The 19,708-nt window shown below is 58.2% G+C and carries 19 protein-coding genes; 9 read left to right on the top strand and 10 right to left on the bottom strand.

Going from position 1 to position 19,708, the window contains the following annotated elements; translation table 11 throughout:
- Nucleotides 1-23: 23 nt before the first annotated feature.
- The 10 genes from B9A13_RS09585 to B9A13_RS09630 form a co-directional block, all read right to left on the bottom strand.
- Nucleotides 24-938, bottom strand: coding sequence for a bifunctional riboflavin kinase/FAD synthetase (locus B9A13_RS09585; protein ID WP_084234924.1), 915 nt, complete (start codon nucleotides 936-938; stop codon nucleotides 24-26).
- On the bottom strand, nucleotides 935-1,840 hold the full coding sequence (truB, locus tag B9A13_RS09590) for a tRNA pseudouridine(55) synthase TruB (protein ID WP_341456027.1): 906 nt from the start codon (nucleotides 1,838-1,840) through the stop codon (nucleotides 935-937). The genes B9A13_RS09585 and truB overlap by 4 nt, the downstream gene beginning before the upstream one ends.
- Nucleotides 1,837-2,781 carry a DHH family phosphoesterase gene (locus B9A13_RS09595; RefSeq protein ID WP_084234925.1) on the bottom strand — a complete coding sequence of 315 codons (945 nt, stop codon included), beginning with the start codon at nucleotides 2,779-2,781 and terminating at the stop codon, nucleotides 1,837-1,839. The genes truB and B9A13_RS09595 overlap by 4 nt, the downstream gene beginning before the upstream one ends.
- Nucleotides 2,768-3,127, bottom strand: coding sequence for a 30S ribosome-binding factor RbfA (gene rbfA / locus B9A13_RS09600; protein ID WP_084234976.1), 360 nt, complete (start codon nucleotides 3,125-3,127; stop codon nucleotides 2,768-2,770). The genes B9A13_RS09595 and rbfA overlap by 14 nt, the downstream gene beginning before the upstream one ends.
- A gap of 178 nt (nucleotides 3,128-3,305) precedes the next feature.
- Entirely contained in the window at nucleotides 3,306-5,729 is a 2,424-nt protein-coding gene (gene infB, locus B9A13_RS09605; RefSeq protein WP_084234926.1) for a translation initiation factor IF-2, read from the bottom strand.
- A gap of 42 nt (nucleotides 5,730-5,771) precedes the next feature.
- Nucleotides 5,772-6,239, bottom strand: coding sequence for a L7Ae/L30e/S12e/Gadd45 family ribosomal protein (locus B9A13_RS09610; RefSeq protein WP_084234927.1), 468 nt, complete (start codon nucleotides 6,237-6,239; stop codon nucleotides 5,772-5,774).
- Nucleotides 6,232-6,504 (bottom strand): RNase P modulator RnpM, encoded by a 273-nt coding sequence (rnpM, locus tag B9A13_RS09615; protein ID WP_084234928.1) that lies wholly within the window; start codon nucleotides 6,502-6,504, stop codon nucleotides 6,232-6,234. The genes B9A13_RS09610 and rnpM overlap by 8 nt, the downstream gene beginning before the upstream one ends.
- A gap of 69 nt (nucleotides 6,505-6,573) precedes the next feature.
- Nucleotides 6,574-7,623, bottom strand: a complete 1,050-nt coding sequence (nusA, locus tag B9A13_RS09620; RefSeq protein WP_084234929.1) for a transcription termination factor NusA — start codon at nucleotides 7,621-7,623, stop codon at nucleotides 6,574-6,576.
- 22 nt (nucleotides 7,624-7,645) lie between these two features.
- Entirely contained in the window at nucleotides 7,646-8,101 is a 456-nt protein-coding gene (locus tag B9A13_RS09625; protein WP_084234930.1) for a ribosome maturation factor RimP, read from the bottom strand.
- A gap of 139 nt (nucleotides 8,102-8,240) precedes the next feature.
- Nucleotides 8,241-8,783: a stage V sporulation T C-terminal domain-containing protein gene (locus B9A13_RS09630; RefSeq protein WP_084234931.1), complete on the bottom strand. Its 543-nt coding sequence runs from the start codon at nucleotides 8,781-8,783 to the stop codon at nucleotides 8,241-8,243.
- Between the two features lie 349 nt (nucleotides 8,784-9,132).
- On the opposite strand from B9A13_RS09630, the gene B9A13_RS09635 reads away from it, so the two are divergent.
- The 9 genes from B9A13_RS09635 to B9A13_RS09675 all read left to right on the top strand — a co-directional run bounded on the left by B9A13_RS09635 (nucleotide 9,133) and on the right by B9A13_RS09675 (nucleotide 19,698).
- Nucleotides 9,133-10,089, top strand: a complete 957-nt coding sequence (locus B9A13_RS09635) for a glycosyltransferase (protein ID WP_159448093.1) — start codon at nucleotides 9,133-9,135, stop codon at nucleotides 10,087-10,089.
- A gap of 12 nt (nucleotides 10,090-10,101) precedes the next feature.
- On the top strand, nucleotides 10,102-10,986 hold the full coding sequence (rfbA, locus tag B9A13_RS09640) for a glucose-1-phosphate thymidylyltransferase RfbA (RefSeq protein ID WP_084234933.1): 885 nt from the start codon (nucleotides 10,102-10,104) through the stop codon (nucleotides 10,984-10,986).
- A 40-nt stretch (nucleotides 10,987-11,026) separates the two neighbouring features.
- A complete protein-coding gene (gene rfbC, locus B9A13_RS09645; RefSeq protein ID WP_084234934.1) occupies nucleotides 11,027-11,593 on the top strand; it encodes a dTDP-4-dehydrorhamnose 3,5-epimerase in 567 nt (188 codons plus the stop codon).
- A complete protein-coding gene (gene rfbB, locus B9A13_RS09650; protein ID WP_084234935.1) occupies nucleotides 11,590-12,609 on the top strand; it encodes a dTDP-glucose 4,6-dehydratase in 1,020 nt (339 codons plus the stop codon). Before rfbC ends, rfbB begins: the two co-directional genes overlap by 4 nt.
- A gap of 6 nt (nucleotides 12,610-12,615) precedes the next feature.
- Nucleotides 12,616-13,473 carry a dTDP-4-dehydrorhamnose reductase gene (rfbD, locus tag B9A13_RS09655; protein ID WP_084234936.1) on the top strand — a complete coding sequence of 286 codons (858 nt, stop codon included), beginning with the start codon at nucleotides 12,616-12,618 and terminating at the stop codon, nucleotides 13,471-13,473.
- 41 nt (nucleotides 13,474-13,514) lie between these two features.
- Nucleotides 13,515-14,945: an ABC transporter permease gene (locus B9A13_RS09660; RefSeq protein WP_084234937.1), complete on the top strand. Its 1,431-nt coding sequence runs from the start codon at nucleotides 13,515-13,517 to the stop codon at nucleotides 14,943-14,945.
- Nucleotides 14,946-15,118: 173 nt separating this feature from the next.
- Nucleotides 15,119-15,838: an ABC transporter ATP-binding protein gene (locus tag B9A13_RS09665; RefSeq protein WP_084234938.1), complete on the top strand. Its 720-nt coding sequence runs from the start codon at nucleotides 15,119-15,121 to the stop codon at nucleotides 15,836-15,838.
- Between the two features lie 468 nt (nucleotides 15,839-16,306).
- Complete coding sequence (locus tag B9A13_RS09670) at nucleotides 16,307-16,762, top strand: GtrA family protein (RefSeq protein WP_200809705.1); 456 nt, start codon at nucleotides 16,307-16,309, stop codon at nucleotides 16,760-16,762.
- Between the two features lie 62 nt (nucleotides 16,763-16,824).
- Nucleotides 16,825-19,698, top strand: a complete 2,874-nt coding sequence (locus B9A13_RS09675; RefSeq protein WP_084234939.1) for an O-antigen ligase family protein — start codon at nucleotides 16,825-16,827, stop codon at nucleotides 19,696-19,698.
- The last annotated feature ends 10 nt before the right edge of the window (nucleotides 19,699-19,708 follow it).

A 19,708-nucleotide genomic window follows, 5' to 3' on the forward strand; every position in this document is an offset into this window, starting at 1 on the left:
AGACTGAGGTTCCCGCATGATTCTCAAAAACCGTTCTTCCCGAAGTATTCTCTTGTTGCCTCCCGATCATGGTAAATCTGCGCCTTCAGCGCTTCCAAAGATTCAAACCGGATCTCCGGCCGCAGATACGCGTAATACTCCACCCGGACTTCCTTCCCATAAAGCTCCCCGCTGAAATCCAGAATGTTGGTTTCCACGGAAACCTTTCCGCTGCTGTCCACGGTGGGCCGGATCCCCACGTTGGTCATGGCGTTGTACGGCATACCGTCCACGCAGACCCGGGTGGCGTACACCCCCCTGGCGGGAACCAGGATACCATCGGGAACGGTCATATTAATGGTGGGAATGCCGATGGAGCTTCCGATTTTGCGGCCGTGGTGGACGGTGTCCGAAAAGACGTGGGGGTGTCCCAGAAAGTCGTTGGCCCGCTCCATCTCCCCCTGGGCGATGAGCTTTCGGATATAGGTGGAGCTCACCGTGATTCCGTCATACTCCACCTTGGGGATGATGTCGCAGCCGAGGCCCAGCTGGGCACATTTTTCCCGGAGCCTCGCGGGATTCCCTTGGCCCTTGTAGCCGAAATGAAAATCATGCCCCGCCACGAGATGGGAAGCTCCCAGCTTGTCTCTGAGAAAGCCGGTGATGAACTCGTCCCAGGGCATGTGCATCATATGCTCGTCAAAATGGGCGAAAATGACCTCCTGGATGCCGAATAGGCGGCGCATGAGATCCGCCCTGTCGGCGGGCGTGTTGATAAGGGGCACCGGCTGTCCCACAATCAGATTTTCCGGGTGCCTGTCAAAGGTCACCACCGAGGCGACGTATCCCAGCGCCTGCGCCCGCTGCGTGGTCTCCCGGAGCAGGGCGGCGTGCCCCCTGTGGACTCCGTCAAAAAAGCCCAGGGCTATCACTTTTCCCTGCGTCTGGCCGCTTTTCAAACTCCATTCACCTCAAAAAAGCTCTTTTCGGTACGCATGACGCTCCCGCCGCCCGGCCCGCGCCGAAGCTCGCCCAGCATCAAAAAATCCCCTCCTGGGCCGTAGACCCGGTATCTCCCCTCCGCTCCGGAAATAGGGAATTCCCTTCCGTCCCGGCAGAAGCGCTCCTGTGTTTCGTCCAGGGTCACGGCGGGATACCCGGGAAAAAGGGAATCCACCGGCAAAATCAGTTCTGCCGCCCGGCCTTCCGCCGCCGCAGCCGCGACAGTCTCCAAAGAATGGGCGTCCTCCAGGGAAAAGCCCGCAGCACGGGTCCTGCGCAGCGCCGACAGTGCCGCGCCGCAGCCCAGGGCATCGCCGATGTCGCTGCACAGGGTGCGCACATAGGTGCCCGCGGAACAGTCCACCAGAAGCTCGTATTCCCCGCCTCCGCCGCCCAGCAGCTCCAGGCGCGAGACCGTCACGGGCCGGGGAGGGCGCTCTACCGACTTTCCCTTCCGGGCAAGCTTATACATGGGCTGCCCGCCGATTTTCACGGCGGAATACATGGGCGGAACCTGAAATATCTTTCCCGTAAAATGCAAAAGAAGGTCCCGCAGCTCCTTTTCCCCCGCGATGACGGGGAAGGAGTCCAGAACGGACCCCGTTATGTCCTGGGTATCGGTCCGGATGCCCAGCCGCAGCCGGGCGATGTACTGCTTCCCGGAAAGAGATGCGTATTCGGCGGCCCGGGTGGCCCGCCCTATAAAAATCGGAAGCAGGCCGGTGGCCATGGGGTCCAGGGTCCCCCCGTGGCCAATGCGCCGCTCCTTTAAAATTCCCCGGAGCTTGGCCACCACGTCGTGGGAGGTCCAGCCCTGGGGCTTGTCCACCAGAAGGATTCCCGACGGCACCGGCATCACCGCTTCCAAACCGTATCAAGCGCCTTTAAGATAGCCTCCTTGGCCTCGTCCACCGTACCTTCCACGGTGCAGCCCCCGGCAGCGGCGTGTCCGCCTCCGCCCAGCAGGGCGCATACCTTGGAGGAATTGACGGCCGGAGAAGACCGGAGGGATATTTTACAGGACCCCGGATCCAGTTCCCGGATGGTCACTCCCACGTCCACGCCTTCCACCTGGCGGGCAAACGCGGCCAGATCGTCGGCGTCGTCCTCGGTGGCTCCCACCCGGTTCATCATGTCCCGGGTCAGGACAGCAACAGCCACCGTCCCCCCGTCATACAGCTCCAGGCCTTCGAAGAGCATGGCCTCCAGCTTCAGCCGCTTGAAGGTCTTGGTGCTGAAAACCGCCTTGTTCACCGCGTAGGCGTCGATCCCCGTGTCCATGAGCTCGGCGGCCACCCGGTGGGCCTGGGCCGTGGTGTTGCCGTACCGGAAACAGCCCGTGTCGGTGGAGACCGCCAGATACAGCGGCAGGGCAATCTCCCGGGTGAGTTCCGTAAGCTCCCGCGCCAGGGCGTAGATCACCTCGCCGCAGGAAGCGCTTTTGGGATCCACGTACGTCTTTTTCGCATAACGGGAATTGGAGGGATGGTGATCAATGGCAAGGTCTATGCCGTCTGCATACCCCATCCCGTTTTCCTGAATCAGGTCCAGGCTCGCGGTGTCCACCGAGACCACAAAGGAAGGTTTGAACCCCTCCGGTGCGCCATAGGGCTCCACGTAAGACGCGAATAAATGAATGGTACCGAAATTTTTCAGCATATACGCCGTCTTTCCCAGATCCCGAAGCATCCGGCACAGGGCCGCGGCGGAACCCAGCGTATCCCCGTCGGGGCGACGGTGGGTCAGTATCAGAACTTTATCCTGCCCGCGAAGCAGGTCGGCGACTTCACTGAACTTCATTTCCATTCTCCTTGTCCAATTCCCTGAGAAGTTTGGAAATCCGGGCGCCCTGCCGGATGGAATTGTCCTGCTCAAACAGGAGTTCCGGCACATAGCGCAAAGACAGGGACGCCCCCAGTTCCCGGCGAAGATAGCCCGCCGCGGAGCGAAGCCCCTGTAGGACCCCCCTGGCGTCCTCCGACTCCAGGACGCTGACATAGACCCTGGCATAGCGAAGGTCCGCCGTCGTGTCCACCGCGGTGATGCTCACCATGCCGCGCACCCGGGGATCCTTCACCGAGCGCAGAAGGTTTACCAGCTCGCGGTTGATTTCCTCGTTGATTCTTCCAATCCTGTTTCCAGGCATGTTCCTCATCCCCGTCTTTCCGGCGGATCGCCTTAATAATGTCCACTGAACAAATGCGTTTTTCGAAATGCATTTACAAATAGAGCAATCGTTGCTTTTTTTGACGGCAAAACGAGGGCGTTTTTCCGTTTCAGATGCATTTCAGAAGTCATGAAATAAATTCGGGAGCTCTTCCCGGTCAGGCGTTTATCTGCTCCATCACAAAGGCCTCTATTACGTCGCCTTCCTTGATGTCGCTGAATTTATCGATCCCGATGCCGCATTCGTAGCCCGCGGCCACTTCCTTCACGTCATCCTTGAAGCGGCGCAGAGAGGCAAGCTCGCCTTCGAAAACCACGATGCCGTCGCGCACCACGCGGACCTGGCTTGCGCGGAGGATCTTCCCGTCCTGGACGTAGCAGCCGGCTATAGTACCAGCGCCCGTAATCTTGTATACCTGCCGCACCTGAGCGTGGCCCAGGACGTTCTCCTTGAACTTGGGGGAGAGCATGCCCTTCATGGCGGCTTCCATCTCATTGATGCAGTCGTAGATCACCCGGTACATCCGGACGTCCACGTTGGCGCGGGCCGCGCTGTCCCGGGCGGCGTTGTCCGGCCGGACGTTGAAGCCCACCACAATGGCGTTGGAGGTGGATGCCAGCATGATATCCGATTCGGAAATGGCGCCCACGCCGCTGTGAATGACGCGCACGCGCACCTCCGGGTTGGAGAGCTTCTCCAAAGATGTCTTCACCGCCTCGGCGGTACCCTGAACGTCAGCCTTCACGATGATGCCGAGCTCCTTGACCTCGCCCTGCTGGATCTGAGAGAAAAGGTCCTCCAGGGTGACTTTGTGGGACGGCGCGCTGGCGGCGGCCTTTTCCTCTTCCTTGCGCTGCATGACCAGCTCCCTGGCCATGCGCTCGTCGGCCACGGCGTAGAAGAGGTCGCCCGCGCCGGGCACCTCGGACATGCCTATGATTTCCACCGGCACGGAAGGACCGGCCTGGGTGAGCTTCTCCCCCTTGTCGTCAGTCATGGCGCGAACGCGACCCACCGCCTTGCCGGCGATGATCACGTCTCCCTGCTTCAGGGTGCCGTTCTGAACCAGAACGGTGGTGACCGGGCCGCGGCCCTTATCCAGCCTTGCCTCGATCACGGTGCCCTGGGCGGCCCGTTTGGGGTTGGCCTTCAGTTCCCGCATTTCAGCAGTCAGAACCACCGCTTCCAGGAGACTGTCCAGCCCCTGATGAAGCTTGGCGGAAATGGGACAGATAATCGTTTCGCCGCCCCACTCCTCGGACACCAGGCCGTATTCCGTGAGCTGCTGTTTTATCCTTTCCGGATTGGCTCCGGGTTTATCCATTTTATTGATGGCCACGATAATGGGAATATTCGCCGCCTTGGCGTGGTTGATCGCCTCCACCGTCTGAGGCATGATGCCGTCGTCCGCCGCCACCACCAGAATGGCAATGTCGGTGACCATGGCGCCGCGGGCGCGCATGGAGGTGAAGGCCTCGTGGCCGGGGGTATCCAAAAAGGTGATGGGCTTTCCCTTGATCTGCACCCGATAGGCGCCGATGTGCTGGGTAATGCCTCCGGCCTCTCCGGAAACCACGTCGGATTTCCGGATGGCGTCCAGCAGAGAGGTCTTGCCGTGGTCCACGTGGCCCATGACCACCACCACGGGGCTTCTGGGAACCAGATCCGCCTCGCTGTCGGCGCTCACGTCGATGAGGCGCTCCTCTATGGTGACCACCACTTCCTTCGTCACCTTAGCGCCCAGCTCCATGGCCACGAGGGCCGCCGTGTCGTAATCTATGACGTCGGAGACGGACGCCATGACACCCAGCTTAATGAGCTGCCGCACTACTTCCGCGCCGGTCTTTTTCAGGCGGGAAGCCAGTTCTCCCACGGCGATCTCATCGGGGATTTCCACCTTCAGAGGCTGCTTTTTCGCAATCTCCAGCTGGAGGCGGCGCATCTTCTCCTGCTCCTCCTGGCGTCTCTTGCTGCCGAAGCCGGGCGCCGGGCGGCGCTGATCTGCGGCGCGGCGGATCTTCTCCTTCTTCTGGGATATATTCTGCACCTTGTCGGGCACCATGGTCTCCAGGCGCTCGTCATACCGGTCCAGATTGACCGCGGCCGTCTTCCGGGTATCCACGATCTTGGTCTGGGGCCTGGTGCCGGCGGGACGTGATACCGCCTGGGAAGCGGCAGGCTGCTTATCCGCCTGAGGACGGGGCTGGAAGGGCTTATTTTCCGCCGGACGGGCGGGAGCCGCCGGCGCGGCGGCTGCGCTGACCGGAGCGGGGGCGGGGGCGGAAGGCTTCCCCTGCTGCTGCGGGACGGGACGGCTTTGCTGCGCAGGCGCGGGCGCCGGCTCCGGAGAAGGCTGCGGCGCCGGTTCGGTATAGGTGTCGGCATAGATTTCCTCGATGCTGCCGATCTGATTGTGCTGGGTCAGATACTCAAATATAAGGGCCAGCTCCTGATCCGTCAGCACCTGCATATGGTTCTTGGGAGACTGGGCATACTCGGTGAGAACATCCGCAATCTCCTTGGAACCCAAATTAAAATCCTTTGCCACTTCATGCACCCTGTACTTGTTTAAACTGCTCAAAAAAAGCCACCTCCGTATGTTTTGCGCCGACAATCCCTCGCGTCAGTCCTTGCCCGGTTTCCTCCGCGCCCCGTTTCGGGGGGCGCGTTTTTTTCCTGTTCCAAGCTTTTTATTCTTTTCATGGAGTCTAGACTCCAGTTTCCTCTGCTGTACCCTGCGGGCCAGCTCCGCCAGGCTCTCCGCCTGGGAGGCATACCCGGCGGGGTCCTCCCCGGCCAGTTTTTCCGCCAGATTTGCGGCAAAAACCGCGTCGGTCAGGGCGAAGACGGCGCAGGAACCGCGTCCGATAACGCTCCCCAGCTCCGCTTTGGTAAAGGGAACGCCCATAAACGCGGCGCCCCCCGCCTCGGCAAAGTGCTTTGCCCGGCGGCAGGTATTTTCCGCCGCGTCGGAGGCAACGGCGACAAGCTTTGCCGTATGCGCTCTGGCGGCGGCGCCCACGGGTTCCTCTCCCGCGGCCAATGTCCCGGCCTTTTTGGCAAGGCCGATCCAACTAAGAGCCTTATTCATCCGGGGCCTCCATTTCCCGAGTCAGCCGGTCGTAAACTTCCTCGGGGATCTCCACATCCAGGGCGCGCCCCAGTGCCTTTGACTTTTTCGCTTTTGCGAGACAGCCTGGATCATGACAGACATAGGCGCCGCGTCCCGGCTTTTTCCCCTTGAAATCCAGGGAGATCTCTCCCTCGGGGGAGCGGACCACGCGGAGCAGGTCCCGCTTGGGCTTCATCTCACGGCATCCGACACACTGCCGCATGGGTGTTTTCCTGGTTTTCATATCCCCGTTTCCTCCCGGATCTGTCCCGCTTTATCCGGCGTTTGGCCGGTTGGTTTTTTGAAGCGCCGGCTATTCGGCGGACTGGGGCTTGATATCTATTTTATGGCCGGTGAGCTTGGCGGCAAGCCGCGCGTTCTGCCCCTCCTTGCCGATGGCAAGGGAAAGCTGGTCGTCGGGAACGATGACGCGGCAGCTTTTTCCGTCCTCCAGCAGGTCCACCCGGATCACGTCCGCCGGAGAAAGGGCGGAGGCAATGTACTTGGCGGGATCCTCGCTGTATTTGATGATGTCCACCTTTTCTCCCCGAAGCTCCTCCACGATACCGGAAACCCGGCCTCCCCGGGGGCCCACGCAGGCACCGATGGGGTCCACGTTTTCGTCGTTGGACCAGACGGCAATCTTGGTCCTGCTTCCGGCTTCCCGGGCGATGCTCTTGATTTCCACGGTGCCGTCGTATATCTCGGGCACCTCCAGCTCAAACAGGCGCTTCACCAGTCCCGGATGGGTGCGGGAAATGAGCACCTGGGGCCCATGGGAAGATTTTCTGACCTCCACCACATATACCTTGATCCGGTCCCCCTCGTTTAAAACCTCGTGGCGGACCTGCTCGCTCATGGAAAGCATGGCCTCGGTGGTCTCGGAATTGCTTCCGATGCGCAGAGAGACATTTCCGGTCCTGGGATCGATCCTGGTGACCACGCCGGTCATGATCTCGTGTTCTTTTGATGTGAACTCCTCGAAGATCAGGCCGCGCTCGGCTTCCCGGATCCCCTGGATGATGACCTGTTTTGCCGTCTGGGCGGCAATGCGGCCGAAATTCTTGGTTTTGACCTCCAGCTTGACCACGTCGCCCAGCTCGGCCTTCCCCAGGGTTTCCCTGGCTTTTGCCAAAGAGATCTGGGTCGCGGGGGACTCCACGGTTTCCACGACCTCTTTCTGTACGTACATGCGGATTTCCTTGTTTTTTTCGTCCATTTCCACAACAGCGTTGTCCACGCCGTCGTTATCCCGTTTAAACGCCGTCAGCAGAGCCTGGGTGATCTTTTCCTGCATATAGCTTTTTGGAATTCCCTTTTCTTTTTCGATCTGTTCTATCGCGTCAAAAAACTCGGCGTTCATGTCGTACGGTCTCTCCTGTCCCTTAAAATTCAATCTGAAGATGCACGAGGGCAATCTCTTTCTTTTCAAAACGAAGCTTTTCTTCGGCCGTGTCCAGGAGCACCGCGCCTTCCTCGTAGCCGGATAGCTTCCCCACAAATTCTTTTTTCCCGTTTTTCGCCTGATACAGCTTCACGGCCACAAGGGAACCCATGAATTTCGCAAAATCCCCCGGACGGCGCAGAGGGCGCTCGGCTCCCGCGGAGGAGACCTCAAAGGTATAGCTTCCCTCAATGGGGTCCAGCTCATCCAGAAGGGCGTCAAGTTCCCGGCTTACCGCCTCGCACATCCCGATGGAAACCCCGCCGGGATGGTCGATATAGACCCGTAAAAACCAGCTTCCGGCTTCTTTCACGTACTCGGTGTCCCAAAGTTCACAGCCGTGCTTTTCCACAACGGGCCGGGCAAGCTCCGAGACCAGTTCCGTGACCTTTTTCATTCCGTCCGGCTCCTTAAATCCTTATTTTTCCATTCGCGAAGGTTCCAACAAAAAGAGTGGGGAATCCCCACTCTTAGTCCGGCCAACGTTGCTAACGATGCGATTATATCATCCGGCCGGTTGAAATGCAAGCTTTTTCTTACGATTCCATGTGTTTTCCCAGAAAACCCGCAATCGTCTGAGCCAATTTGTACTCCGTCTCCCCCGTCCTGGCGTCGTTTTCCGTTCCCAGGAAGAGGACACAGCCCAGCACATCTCCCTCGGATATGATGGGCGCGGCAATGGAAACCTTGTATTTGTCGCCGGAATCGACGGCGGGCACCGGCTGGTCGGAAGCCTTGCTCTGATAGATCTGGCGTCCCTCCATAATCTGCACCAGCTCCGCGCTGATCCGTTTTTCCACCAGATCCCGCCGCTGGGTCCCCGAGGCGGCAATAATGCTGTCCCTGTCGGATACGGCCACGACGCTCCCCGTATTTTTGCTGAGAGTCTCGCAGATCTGACCGGCAAAATCCTCCAGAGCCCCCATGAGGGAGTATTTTTTAAAGATCACTTCCCCGTCCTTGTCGGTGTAAATCTCCAGGGGGTCTCCCTCCCGGATGCGCATGGTGCGGCGGATCTCCTTGGGAATCACCACCCGGCCCAGGTCGTCAATTCTTCTAACAATTCCAGTGGCTTTCATATACTCTGTAATCCCCCTAAATGTCAATGAACTTTTGGCGGCAAATTCTGAAATTACACAGGTAGTATTCGCATTCAAAGGAAATCTATCCATGGATGATTCTTCTATTTTTCCGCGCACCGTGATCCGGCGCCCTCCAGTATTCCCTTAAAAAGCGCATCCGGCCACCGGGCCTCTGGCGCATGCGGGAATGTCCGGTTCCGGCAAGGCGGGTTTTTCCTCCCGCCTTGCCTTGACGACAGGTTGTCTATATACTATAATAAGTAAAATATACGCAGATTACACAACTGTTTCCGTAAAATCGTCAAATTTTGCATGCAGCGTAACCGCTGCGCTGGGAGGTCGGAATATGCAGGCGGAGCAGCCGCTTGTCAGCGTCGTGCTTGCGGTATTCCGGCCCAATCCGGACTGGCTGCGGGAGCTGCTTTTCTCCCTCAACCGTCAGACATACCGCCCGCTGGAGCTTCTTATCCGGGACGACTGCCCCGACTGCCCCACGGACCCCGAAATATTCCGGGAGTGCGTCACGGCCTTCCCCTGGCAGCTCGTGAAAGGGCAAAAAAACCTGGGTTCCAACGGCGCGTTTCAGGAACTGACTTCTATGGCCCGCGGAAAATACATCGCGTACTGCGACCAGGACGATATCTGGGAGGATTGGAAGATCGCGCGGATGGTCCGGAGGCTTGAAGAGACCGGGGCCCTTTTGTGCTGCAGCGACCTTTCCGTCATCGACGAGGCCGGGCGGGAGCTTGCGCCCAGCATCACCCGGCTCCGGCGGCGTCATGTTTTCCGGGAGGGCGCCGGCCTTGCTCCGGGCCTCATCTACAGGAATTTCGTCACAGGCTGCGCCATGGTGATGAGGGCGGAAATGGCAAAGGCGGCCATCCCTTTCGAGCCCTATATGGTACACGACCACTGGCTGGCCCTCTTTTCCGCCGTGCAGGGAGAGATCGCCTTTGAGCCGGCCGCCACGGTGCGCTACCGGCAGCACGGCGGAAACCAGACAGGGGTGCTGACCGGGGTCCGGACTAAAGAGGATTATTCCCGGCTGCGGATCGAGCTTTTTTTAAGCCGGGTCCGCTCTCTGTCGGAGCGCCTGGGCAGCAGAGAAGAGCTCCGGGGGCCTCTGGAAGAATCCGTCCGATGGGCCCGGGCGAGGGAAGACTATTACAGGCATCCCGATCCCGCCAGCGCCGCCCGACTTTGGGCCGACAGACAGGCAGATCGGTCCGTCACCCTGTTCGAGCTTTTTATGCCCATGATTCCCGCTTTTCTTTTCGGGCGAATTTTAAATCTTCTGAAATGACGGAGTATTGCAATGAAGGGTATTATTCTCGCAGGCGGGTCCGGTTCCCGGCTTTACCCTCTGACTCTGGTGACAAGCAAACAGCTTTTACCGGTTTACGACAAGCCGATGCTCTACTATCCCCTGTCCACCCTGATGCTGGCCGGAATCCGGGAAATTCTGATCATTTCCACACCCCGGGATGTGCCGAAATTTGAGGCGCTGCTGGGGACGGGAGAGCAGTTCGGTGTCCGGCTTTCCTATTGCGTCCAGCCGTCTCCGGAGGGTCTTGCCCAAGCCTTTCTACTGGGGGAAGATTTCATTGGGGACGGTTCCTGTTCCATGATCCTTGGGGACAACATCTTTTACGGGAACGGTCTCGTGCGTCTTTTATCCGACGCGTCGGAAAACGCCGGGCGCGGCCGGGCCACAATCTTCGGGTATTATGTGGAGGATCCCCGGCATTTCGGTGTCGTCACATTCGACAGCGAGGGGCGGGCCGTTTCCATTGAGGAAAAACCCCGGGAACCGAAAAGCAATTATGCGGTTACCGGCCTTTATTTTTACGATCGTCGCGTAACGGAATTTGCAAAAAAGATAAAACCCAGCGGACGGGGCGAGCTGGAGATCACCGATTTGAACCGGCTGTATCTCGAATGCGGCGATCTGGATGTCAAACTGCTGGGAAGAGGCTTCGCCTGGCTGGACTCGGGCACCCCCGAGAGCCTCGCCGACGCCTCCGACTACATACGCATGATTGAAAAGCGCCAGGGCGTCAAGATTTCCGCTCCCGAAGAGATCGCCTATATCCGAGGCTGGATCGGCAAAGAGGAGCTGCTGTCCTCCGCCGAAAAATACGGGAACTCTTCCTACGGGCAGCACCTGCGGGCAGTGGCGGAGCACCGCATCCGGTACTGATTGGCCGAAAACTATCCCAGGAAGATTGCGGGGTGTACATATGAAGATATCTGAAACCGGCCTCGCCGGTGTATATCTTATGGAACCGGCCGTCTTTGAAGACGAGCGGGGCTGGTTCATGGAATCCTTTTCTCTCCGGGAACTGCAGAAGGCTGGGATCTGCGACGAATTCGTGCAGGATAACCATTCCTTCTCCGCAAAAAAAGGAACCCTTCGGGGCCTTCATTTTCAAAATCCGCCCATGGCCCAGGCAAAGCTGGTGCGGTGCACCCGGGGCGCCGTATGGGATGTGGCGGTGGATCTGCGGAAGGGTTCGGCCGGGTATACGCGCTGGTTCGCCGCGGAACTGAGTGAGAAAAACAAGCTGCAGCTCTATCTCCCCCGGGGCTTTGCCCACGGATATCTGACTCTTGCGGACGCATCGGAAGTGGAGTACAAGACCGATCAGTATTTTTCTCACCTGCACGACAGAAGCGTCCGGTACGACGATCCGGCCATCGGGATCCCCTGGGACGTCTCGGACCCGATCCTCAGCAGCAAAGACCGGAAGGCGCCTTTGCTGAAGGACAGCGACGCGGGATTCGTCTTCGGCGGGGATCGCCTATGAACGTGCTTGTCACCGGCGGAGCCGGCTTTATCGGGAGCAATTACATCTATTACATGCAGAAAGCGCATCCGGAAATCCGACTGTGCTGCCTGGACGCACTGACATACGCGGGAAACCGGGAAACCCTGAAGAAGGCCGAGGGAGTCCCCGGTTTCCGGTTTGTACGGGGCGACATCGCAGACGAGGCGGTGGTGGACGCTCTGTTCCGGGAGGAGCGATTCGACCTGGCGGTGAATTTTGCCGCGGAATCCCATGTGGACCGGTCCGTCGGCAACCCGGGACTTTTTTTGCGCACCAACGTGCTGGGCGTCCAGGTTCTGATGGACGCCTGCCGGAAACACTCCGTTCCCCGCTTTCATCAGGTTTCCACCGATGAGGTGTACGGGGAGCTTCCCTTGGAGCGGAAGGAACTGCGCTTTACCGAGGAGTCTCCCCTGCGCCCCTCTTCCCCCTACAGCGCCAGCAAGGCGGCAGCGGACCTTCTGGTTCTGGCGTATCACCGGACTTACGGGTTGCCCGTCACCATTTCCCGCTGTTCCAACAACTACGGGCCGCACCACTTTCCGGAAAAGCTCATCCCCCTTGCCGTCACCCGGGCGCTGTCTGGCGGTTCCGTCCCCGTCTACGGGCGGGGGGATCAGGTGCGGGACTGGCTTTACGCGGAAGACCACTGCGCGGCCGTAGACCTTATCTCCCGCCGCGGGCGCCCGGGAGAGGTCTACAACGTGGGAGGAAACAGCGAGAGGGCAAACCTGGAGGTGGTAAGGGCCATCCTCCGGGGACTTCACAAGCCGGAGTCCCTCATCCAATTCGTCGCCGACCGGCCGGGGCACGACAGGCGTTACGCCGTCGACGCCGGCAAGCTGGAAAGGGAGCTGGACTGGCATCCCTCCGTCAACTTTGAGGAGGGGCTTGACAGGACCCTCCGCTGGTATCTGGAAAACCGTTTTTGGTGGGAACGAATTTTATCGGGAGAGTATCGGGAGTATTATGAAGCAATGTACAAAAACCGGTAACGTTTTATGAAAGTTCTTGTAACGGGAGCCACAGGGCAGCTTGGCCGGGACATGGTCCGCCGGCTGCGCCTTAAGAAGATCCCCTGTCTCGGCGCGGGAAGCGAAACGTTCGACCTGAAGGACAGGGAAGAAACCTTTTCCGCCGTCAGGGCGTACCGGCCGGACGCCGTGATCCACTGCGCGGCCTATACGGCGGTGGACAAGGCCGAGGAGGACAGGGAGCTCTGCCGGGCCGTGAACGCAGACGGAACGCGGAACGTCGCCATGGCCTGCCGGGAGGCCGGCGCGAAGCTCTTATATCTGAGCACCGATTACGTCTTCGGCGGGGACGGCGAAGACCCTTATGAAGCCGATTCCCCCCGCCGTCCCCTGAATCAGTACGGGCTGACGAAAGCCCTGGGAGAGGACGCGGTCCGGGAAATCCTGGACAGGTATTTTATCATCCGAACCTCCTGGCTTTTCGGAAAGGGCGGGAACAACTTTTTGGAGACCATCCTTTGGCTGGGGTCCCGGGGCGGGCAGATCCCGGTGGTTTCCGAGCAAATCGGCTCTCCCACCTATACGGCCGACCTGGCGGAGCTTCTGGCCGCCATGCTTTTTTCAGACCGGCACGGAATCTATCACGCCGCCAACGAAGGCTTCTGCTCCCGGGCGGAATTTGCCCGGGAAATACTCCGGCAGGCCGGGTTTTCCGCCGATGTCCGGCCGATAGCTTCGGATGAATACCCGACGCTTGCAAAACGGCCTTTGAACTCCAGGCTTTCAAAAGCTTCTTTGGACACAGGCGGATTTTCCCGCCTTCCCCCCTGGCAGGACGCGCTGGCCCGGTGTCTTGCCGCGGACGATATCCGGCCCTCCCTATAAAATGCTCCCGGGCAATGATACGGAAAGGAACGTCGGAAGGAATGGACAAACGCAAATTGAAGCAGGGGTTTGCCTACTTCCTCCTGCTGTACTTCGCCCTGGCGATTGGGTTCTACTTCATCGGCGGTGAACAGCTGCAGTTTTCCTCCTCCGACGCGGTGTCCCAAAGCCCGGAGGCGGTTTCTTCCGTGGGAGAGCTTACGCAGGGCACTGCCGTCACAGAATCTTTCACTCTTTCTTCCGATACTCTCGATAAAATCTCTCTTCTCTTCGGAACTTACGGAAGAGACAACACGGGCTCCCTTCTGGTCCGGATCCTGGATTCGGAGGAAAACGTGCTCTTCCGGCAAAGCATAGACGTGTCAAAGCTTTCGGATAACGGGTTGTTCGATATCCGGCCGGATAGTCCGCTCATCTCCGAAAAGGGAAAGCGGCTGGCTCTGGAAATCACCTCGGCGGACGGGGCTTCCGGCAACGCCGTCACAGTCCTTACAGGAGCCCCTTCGGATTTAGGGGATACTGTCCTCACTGTGAACGGCCAAACCCAGCCGCTTGTTCTCTGTCTTACCGTTTACGGCAGCAGCCGGCTGCTCATCGGCCGGTTTTATTTCGTCTTCGCCGCTGCGGTGGGGCTGCTGCTTCTTCTCCTGTTCGCCGACGCGCTGAAAAAGCAGAAGAGCGGAAAGTCCTCTCTTATCCTCAACGCGGTCTCCGCCGTCGTCCGGTACCGGTTTTTGCTCTCGCAGCTTGTAATCCGAGACTTCAAGGCAAAGTACAAGCGTTCCGTTCTGGGGGTCGTATGGAGTCTTCTCAACCCCCTTATCACCATGATGGTGCAGTACGTCATTTTTTCCCGGCTGTTCCGTTCGGATATCGACAACTTTCCCGTTTATCTTCTGACCGGGATCGTGTTTTTCAACTTTTTTTCGGAAGCCACCACTATGTCTCTCGTATCAATAACCTCCAATGCTTCGCTCATCACAAAGGTCTATGTGCCAAAGTACATCTTTCCTGTCTCCAGGGCCCTGTCGTCCTCCATAAATCTTCTTATTTCCATGATCCCGCTTCTCCTGGTGTCCATCATCATGCGAACGCCCATTACCCCTGCGATTCTTCTCCTTCCCTTCGGCATACTGTGCATGATTGCCTTCTGCACGGGGCTTGCCCTCATGCTTTCCGCCTTTATGGTCTTTTTCCGGGACACGCAGTTTCTCTGGAATATCATGATCATGCTGTGGATGTATGCGACCCCTATCTTTTATCCCGTGAGCATCATTCCCGACAGGTTTATGGTCTTTTATAAGCTCAACCCCCTGTACCATTTCATCCGGTTCAACCGGATCGTCATCCTTCAGGGAGTGTCTCCCGAACCCAGAGCGTATCTGTACTGCCTTGTCTTCGCCCTGGGTTCGCTTACCGTGGGAACGCTGATTTTCAAGAAGGTGCAGGATTGGTTTGTCATCAATCTGTAAGGCGAAAAGTTGGACCCGAGCCGGTTCTCGGTCTCGCAGCCGGGAGAATCGCGATAAGCGAGGCGGAGGGCGGCATACCGGCTAAGACTTAAGTCAGCAGCGAAGCAAACACGAATCTAACCGAGCGGAGGCGGGTCAGGATCGACTCTCCCCGCCTTAAGGAGGCGAAGTGTATGATAGATCTTACAGATGTGTCCATGCGCTTCAAATTGCCGCGGGACAAGGTAAACAGCCTGAAGGAATATGCGGTGCGCGCCCTGCGGGGAGAGCTGAAATTTGAGGAGTTCTGGGTACTGGACGGCATCAGCCTCAACATTTCCAGGGGTGAAGTGGTGGGACTTGTAGGACGCAACGGAGCCGGAAAAAGCACGCTTTTGAAGATTATCGCGGGTATCCTCAAGCCCACCCGGGGGATGGTGCGCACGGGCGGTACCGTCGCTCCAATGCTGGAGCTGGGTTCCGGCTTCGACCAGGACCTTACGGGGCGGGAGAATATCTTTTTAAACGGCGCCATCCTGGGATATTCCAAGCAGTTTCTGCTTTCCAAATACGACGAGATCGTCGCCTTTTCGGAGCTGCAGGATTTTATCCACGCGCCCATCCGCAATTATTCCTCCGGCATGCTAATGCGCCTTGCCTTTTCCATCGCCACGGTGGTCAATCCCGAAATTCTCATCGTGGACGAGATTCTGGCGGTGGGAGACGCGGCATTCCAGAAAAAAAGCCGGCAGCGCATGGCGGAGCTCATGAGCGGCGGGACGACGGTCCTGTTCGTATCCCACTCCATGGAGCAGATTCAGGAACTCTGCAGCCGCGTGGTATGGCTGGAGGATGGAAAGGTAAAAATGACCGGCAGCGCCCAGGAAGTGTGCCGGGCTTACGCCGGCAACTAAAGAATTTCCGGACCTTTTATTCTGTTATGCTTCGGAAACCGGCCGCGCCGCCAACTGCCTGGGCGGCGGCCTGAAATCCCAGCGCGCGGGCCGGAGCGGCCCACATGCGCAGAAGCTTCATGCCCGTTTCTTTTGCGTTTATCGCGGCAGGCACTTTTCAAATGAAGTTTTCTTGCCTGACCCATGCTTTTCGCTCCGTTTGCGTGTATAATTGAGGCTGAGGGAATTCGAAGTTACTAGGCTGCAAAACCCGAGATTCCGGCAGCTGTATTCCCGAGCGCACGTATGAGACTGTTTTGAGGGATTTTCCGCCCGTCTTACGAAAGGGGTTGTTCCCTGCGCGTTTCTGCCGGTAATCTCGGCGGCGGAAACGCATCGTATCCGGAGGACTGCGTTTTGATGCAGCCATTTGATACGGCATCCTCCGATGCCGGTTTTCATCGGTGATGTTGTCTGGCGGTGAGTGTTTTGATCAATCGATTAAAAGTACGTCTGAAGACCAAAGAAGGAAAAAACAGAATCCTGGAGCTGATCCGATTCGGCATCAACGGCGGAATCAGCTTTTTTGTGGACTATGTGATATTGTACATACTGACAAAGTACGCAGGGATTTATTACCTCGTTTCTTCCTGTATCAGCTTTTCCATATCCATGGTCGTAAATTATGTGATCTGTTTCGTGTGGGTTTTCAGGGGTGAGAAAAACAAGGGCGCCAGAACCACAACCATCTTTGTGGCAACCAGCGCCATGGGGCTGGGTATGAACCAGGTGCTCATGTGGAGCATGGTTCGGCTGATCGGATTTCATTTCATGCTCGCCAAGCTTTTCTCCGCCAACATCATCTGGTTCTGGAACTATTTTACCAAAAGAAGGGCCGTCTACTCGCTGCCGCCCGGGGCCGATCCGCCCGCTGAAAAGCACTGAGTCTACACAGGCCGGCCGTACCGCCGTATTTCAATCTTTGCCGTCTGTTAGGAGGATAGGAATTGTCTTCAAAAAGAGGAAAGAACAAACCCGCTCCGGCTCCCCGGGGAGAGCAGGTTCCTGCCGCCGGCAAACCTGCCGCGCCGGATTCCAGGCATCCAAATCCGCAGAAAGCAGGAAATTCTGCGTTCGTTTCCCGTGAGGCGCAAAACAGATCGGGTTCCGGCAGTCCCTCGGCTGCGGCCGTTTCCGCCCGTCCCGCGCGGCCATTCTTCTGGCCGTGTATTCTGATCTGTGCCGTCGTTTGCTTTTTCGCAGTTGCCGGCGCCTGGCAGCTGCGCTGGGATTCCCAGCTCATCTATGCCCTGGCTGCCGCCCCGGCCTTTCTGATCGTTTTTTCCCGAAAAGAAATGCGGGGGATCTTGCGGGAAAACCTCTCTCCTCTTCCGCTCCTGCTCTTCGCCCTCAGCCTTCTTTACTTTGCGGGGATGTTTTACGGCTGGTTCCAGAAACTCGCTCTCCGTGAGTTTTTCCTGACCGCCGGTGGTTTCTTCTATTTTTCCGTTTTATATCTTATGTTCCTGAAAAACCGGGAAACCGCCCAGCGGTTTCTCTCCGCCCTGGCCGTCTGTATCGGCGTGGTATCCCTTGTAAGTATCGAGCTTGCCACTTCGGGGCTGCTGTTCGCCCCTCTGCACGCTGTTTCCGCGCTTCTGGGCGAGCCCATCGCGGAAGGCTTTGCCTCCTTTGAGGCCAATACCCGAATCACAACGTCCATGGACAACCCCAACGTATTCGCCGCCATGGCCGCCATCGGCGTATTTCTTTCCCTCCAGCGGCACGGGGTGGAAACGGACAGGCTGCGCCGATCCCTCTATCTGGGACTGGGCATCCTGTGCGGCGTCACTTTCGTCCTTTGCTTCAGCCTGGGATCTTTTGCGGCGGTTCTGCCGGCGATTATTATCTGGCTGCTGCTGGGGAAATCCGGAGAACGCAAAGCGCTTCTGATTCCCGCCGTTCTTCTGATTATTGCCTCATTTATCGGCGCTGGACTGGTGTTTGCCTCCCTGAATTTCGGCGTTCTTCCGCTGTTTCTCACCCTGGCGCTAAGCTTCGGGGCGGGGTTTGCCTCGGAAAGGGTCCGCCTTCCGGCGTTTTCTGTATCGGGGTTCCTGCGTCATAAGCAAACGGTCGCGGGCATTGTCGTCGCGGTTCTCGCCGTCCTTTTTTTCGCCGCCTTTTTCCTTCGGGGAGCTTATTTTCTGGGACCGGGGGAGAGCATTCGCCGCGCCGAGGCTCTGAAGAGCGGAGATTACACTCTGAGCGCTGAATTGTCTACTTCGGGGGATAAAATTTCTGTGGAAGTCACTTCCATGAGCTATACCCAGGCCGCGCTGAAAGAAAGCACCGTGCTTGCCTCGGGAAGTCTTGCCTCCGGCGAGCACCTTTCCTTCACGGTGCCGGAGGGGTCGGCCGCCGTCTATTTCCGTTTTTCCTCCGACGCGGGGACCCTGCTGAAAACCGCATCCTATTCGGGAGCCTCCGGAGCCGGGACAATCCCCCTTCGGTATCTGATGGTGCCGGAATTCATCGTCAACCGTCTCCAGGGTCTCTGGGTCAACGACAACGCTATTCAGCGGCTGGTCTTTTTTCGGGACGGCATCCGGCTGGGCCTCACCTCCCCCCTCATCGGACTTGGCGGAGGAGCCTTTGAAGGCGCGGACCGGAGCGTCGCAGACTATTACTATGAAACCGCCCATACCCACAATCAGTATATCCAAAGCTTTGTGGACGGAGGAATCATAGGTCTCGGCCTCTTCGCCGCCCTGGCGGTCTTTGCCTTCCGGGCCCTTTATCTGGCAAAAAAGAAAGGGCTTTACCCCCAGCTGCTTCCATATCTCGGAGGCGCCGTTTCCTTAGTCTTCCTTCACTCCATGATAGAAATCGACTTCATGCAGCCAGCCTTCCGCACCATTGCCTGTGCGCTGCTGGCGGTTCTGGCCGCCCTATTTCCTGTTGAACAGACCTTTTCCATCCAAAAGCCCGCAAAGCGGGTGCTTACCGCCGCCGCTCCCGTTCTCGCCGCGGCAGCCATCCTGCTTTCCGTCGGCCGTATCTGGGCATTGCAGAGCATGAAAGGCAGCTACAACCTAGATACTTTCCGAACTGCCGCTCTGCTGGATCCCTTCAACGGGGACGACTACAAGCTCTCTTTCCTTATGAGCACGGCTCAGACCAACAGCATCTCCCTTCTTTCTCAGGACAAAGAATATCTCGAATCCATCGAAAACCGCAGGATCATCCCCGGTACGGCCATCTATCTGGTCAGATACTATCTGCAGAAAGCGGATCCCGATTTTGAAAAGGCCGCGGAAATGGCGGAAATCTACATCCGGGGCGAGCGGGTCAAGGAATCCGCGTGGGACGACGTCTTCTCCCAATACAGCCTCGCCGAATGGACCGCAGGGGACGAGGGATCGCGCAAGTTAGCGGAATCTGTGGATTCCCTTTGCAGCTATCTCATGGAGCTCAACCGCACCCTTCCTCAAAAAATCGAACCCAGTCAAGCACTGGCGCAATACCTCTGGGCCGAGGAATATTTAAGGAACGACAGAGTGCTGGTCCAGGCCGGCGAAACCTATGATTTAAACTGCGACGGAGTCTCGGACTTTGTCACTCAGGCGTCCGACGGCAGCACCGTCCTGCAGATCCCCGCGGTCAATTCCGCCCAGGGCATGCTGCAGGTGAAAGTTTATCAGGCGGAAAGCATGACTCCTTCGATACGCCTGAACGGAGATCTCCTTACCTGCGGGTACCGGCCGGACGAGGGCTGCTGGCTTGCGGAAGCCGCGGTACATTCCGACAGTTTCCAGGTTGAGATCGGCGGAGTGTCGGATACGACCGACTGTGCCGTTTCATTAAATCCTTCGAACTGAGGAGATCGGA

Origin of the sequence: Papillibacter cinnamivorans DSM 12816 (assembly GCF_900176335.1) — a bacterium.
Taxonomy (GTDB): domain Bacteria; phylum Bacillota; class Clostridia; order Oscillospirales; family Oscillospiraceae; genus Papillibacter; species Papillibacter cinnamivorans.

Bases quoted from the DNA above. Each gene is read 5' to 3' on its own strand.
- rfbC (WP_084234934.1), top strand. From the start codon at position 11,027: ATGAAGATATCTGAAACCGGCCTCGCCGGTGTATATCTTATGGAACCG.
- B9A13_RS09665 (WP_084234938.1), top strand. From the start codon at position 15,119: ATGATAGATCTTACAGATGTGTCCATGCGCTTCAAATTGCCGCGGGAC.
- rfbA (WP_084234933.1), top strand. From the start codon at position 10,102: ATGAAGGGTATTATTCTCGCAGGCGGGTCCGGTTCCCGGCTTTACCCT.
- B9A13_RS09595 (WP_084234925.1), bottom strand. From the start codon at position 2,781: ATGAAGTTCAGTGAAGTCGCCGACCTGCTTCGCGGGCAGGATAAAGTT.
- rbfA (WP_084234976.1), bottom strand. From the start codon at position 3,127: ATGCCTGGAAACAGGATTGGAAGAATCAACGAGGAAATCAACCGCGAG.
- B9A13_RS09660 (WP_084234937.1), top strand. From the start codon at position 13,515: ATGGACAAACGCAAATTGAAGCAGGGGTTTGCCTACTTCCTCCTGCTG.
- rfbD (WP_084234936.1), top strand. From the start codon at position 12,616: ATGAAAGTTCTTGTAACGGGAGCCACAGGGCAGCTTGGCCGGGACATG.
- B9A13_RS09610 (WP_084234927.1), bottom strand. From the start codon at position 6,239: ATGAATAAGGCTCTTAGTTGGATCGGCCTTGCCAAAAAGGCCGGGACA.
- B9A13_RS09625 (WP_084234930.1), bottom strand. From the start codon at position 8,101: ATGAAAAAGGTCACGGAACTGGTCTCGGAGCTTGCCCGGCCCGTTGTG.
- rnpM (WP_084234928.1), bottom strand. From the start codon at position 6,504: ATGAAAACCAGGAAAACACCCATGCGGCAGTGTGTCGGATGCCGTGAG.
- B9A13_RS09635 (WP_159448093.1), top strand. From the start codon at position 9,133: ATGCAGGCGGAGCAGCCGCTTGTCAGCGTCGTGCTTGCGGTATTCCGG.
- B9A13_RS09630 (WP_084234931.1), bottom strand. From the start codon at position 8,783: ATGAAAGCCACTGGAATTGTTAGAAGAATTGACGACCTGGGCCGGGTG.
- rfbB (WP_084234935.1), top strand. From the start codon at position 11,590: ATGAACGTGCTTGTCACCGGCGGAGCCGGCTTTATCGGGAGCAATTAC.
- nusA (WP_084234929.1), bottom strand. From the start codon at position 7,623: ATGAACGCCGAGTTTTTTGACGCGATAGAACAGATCGAAAAAGAAAAG.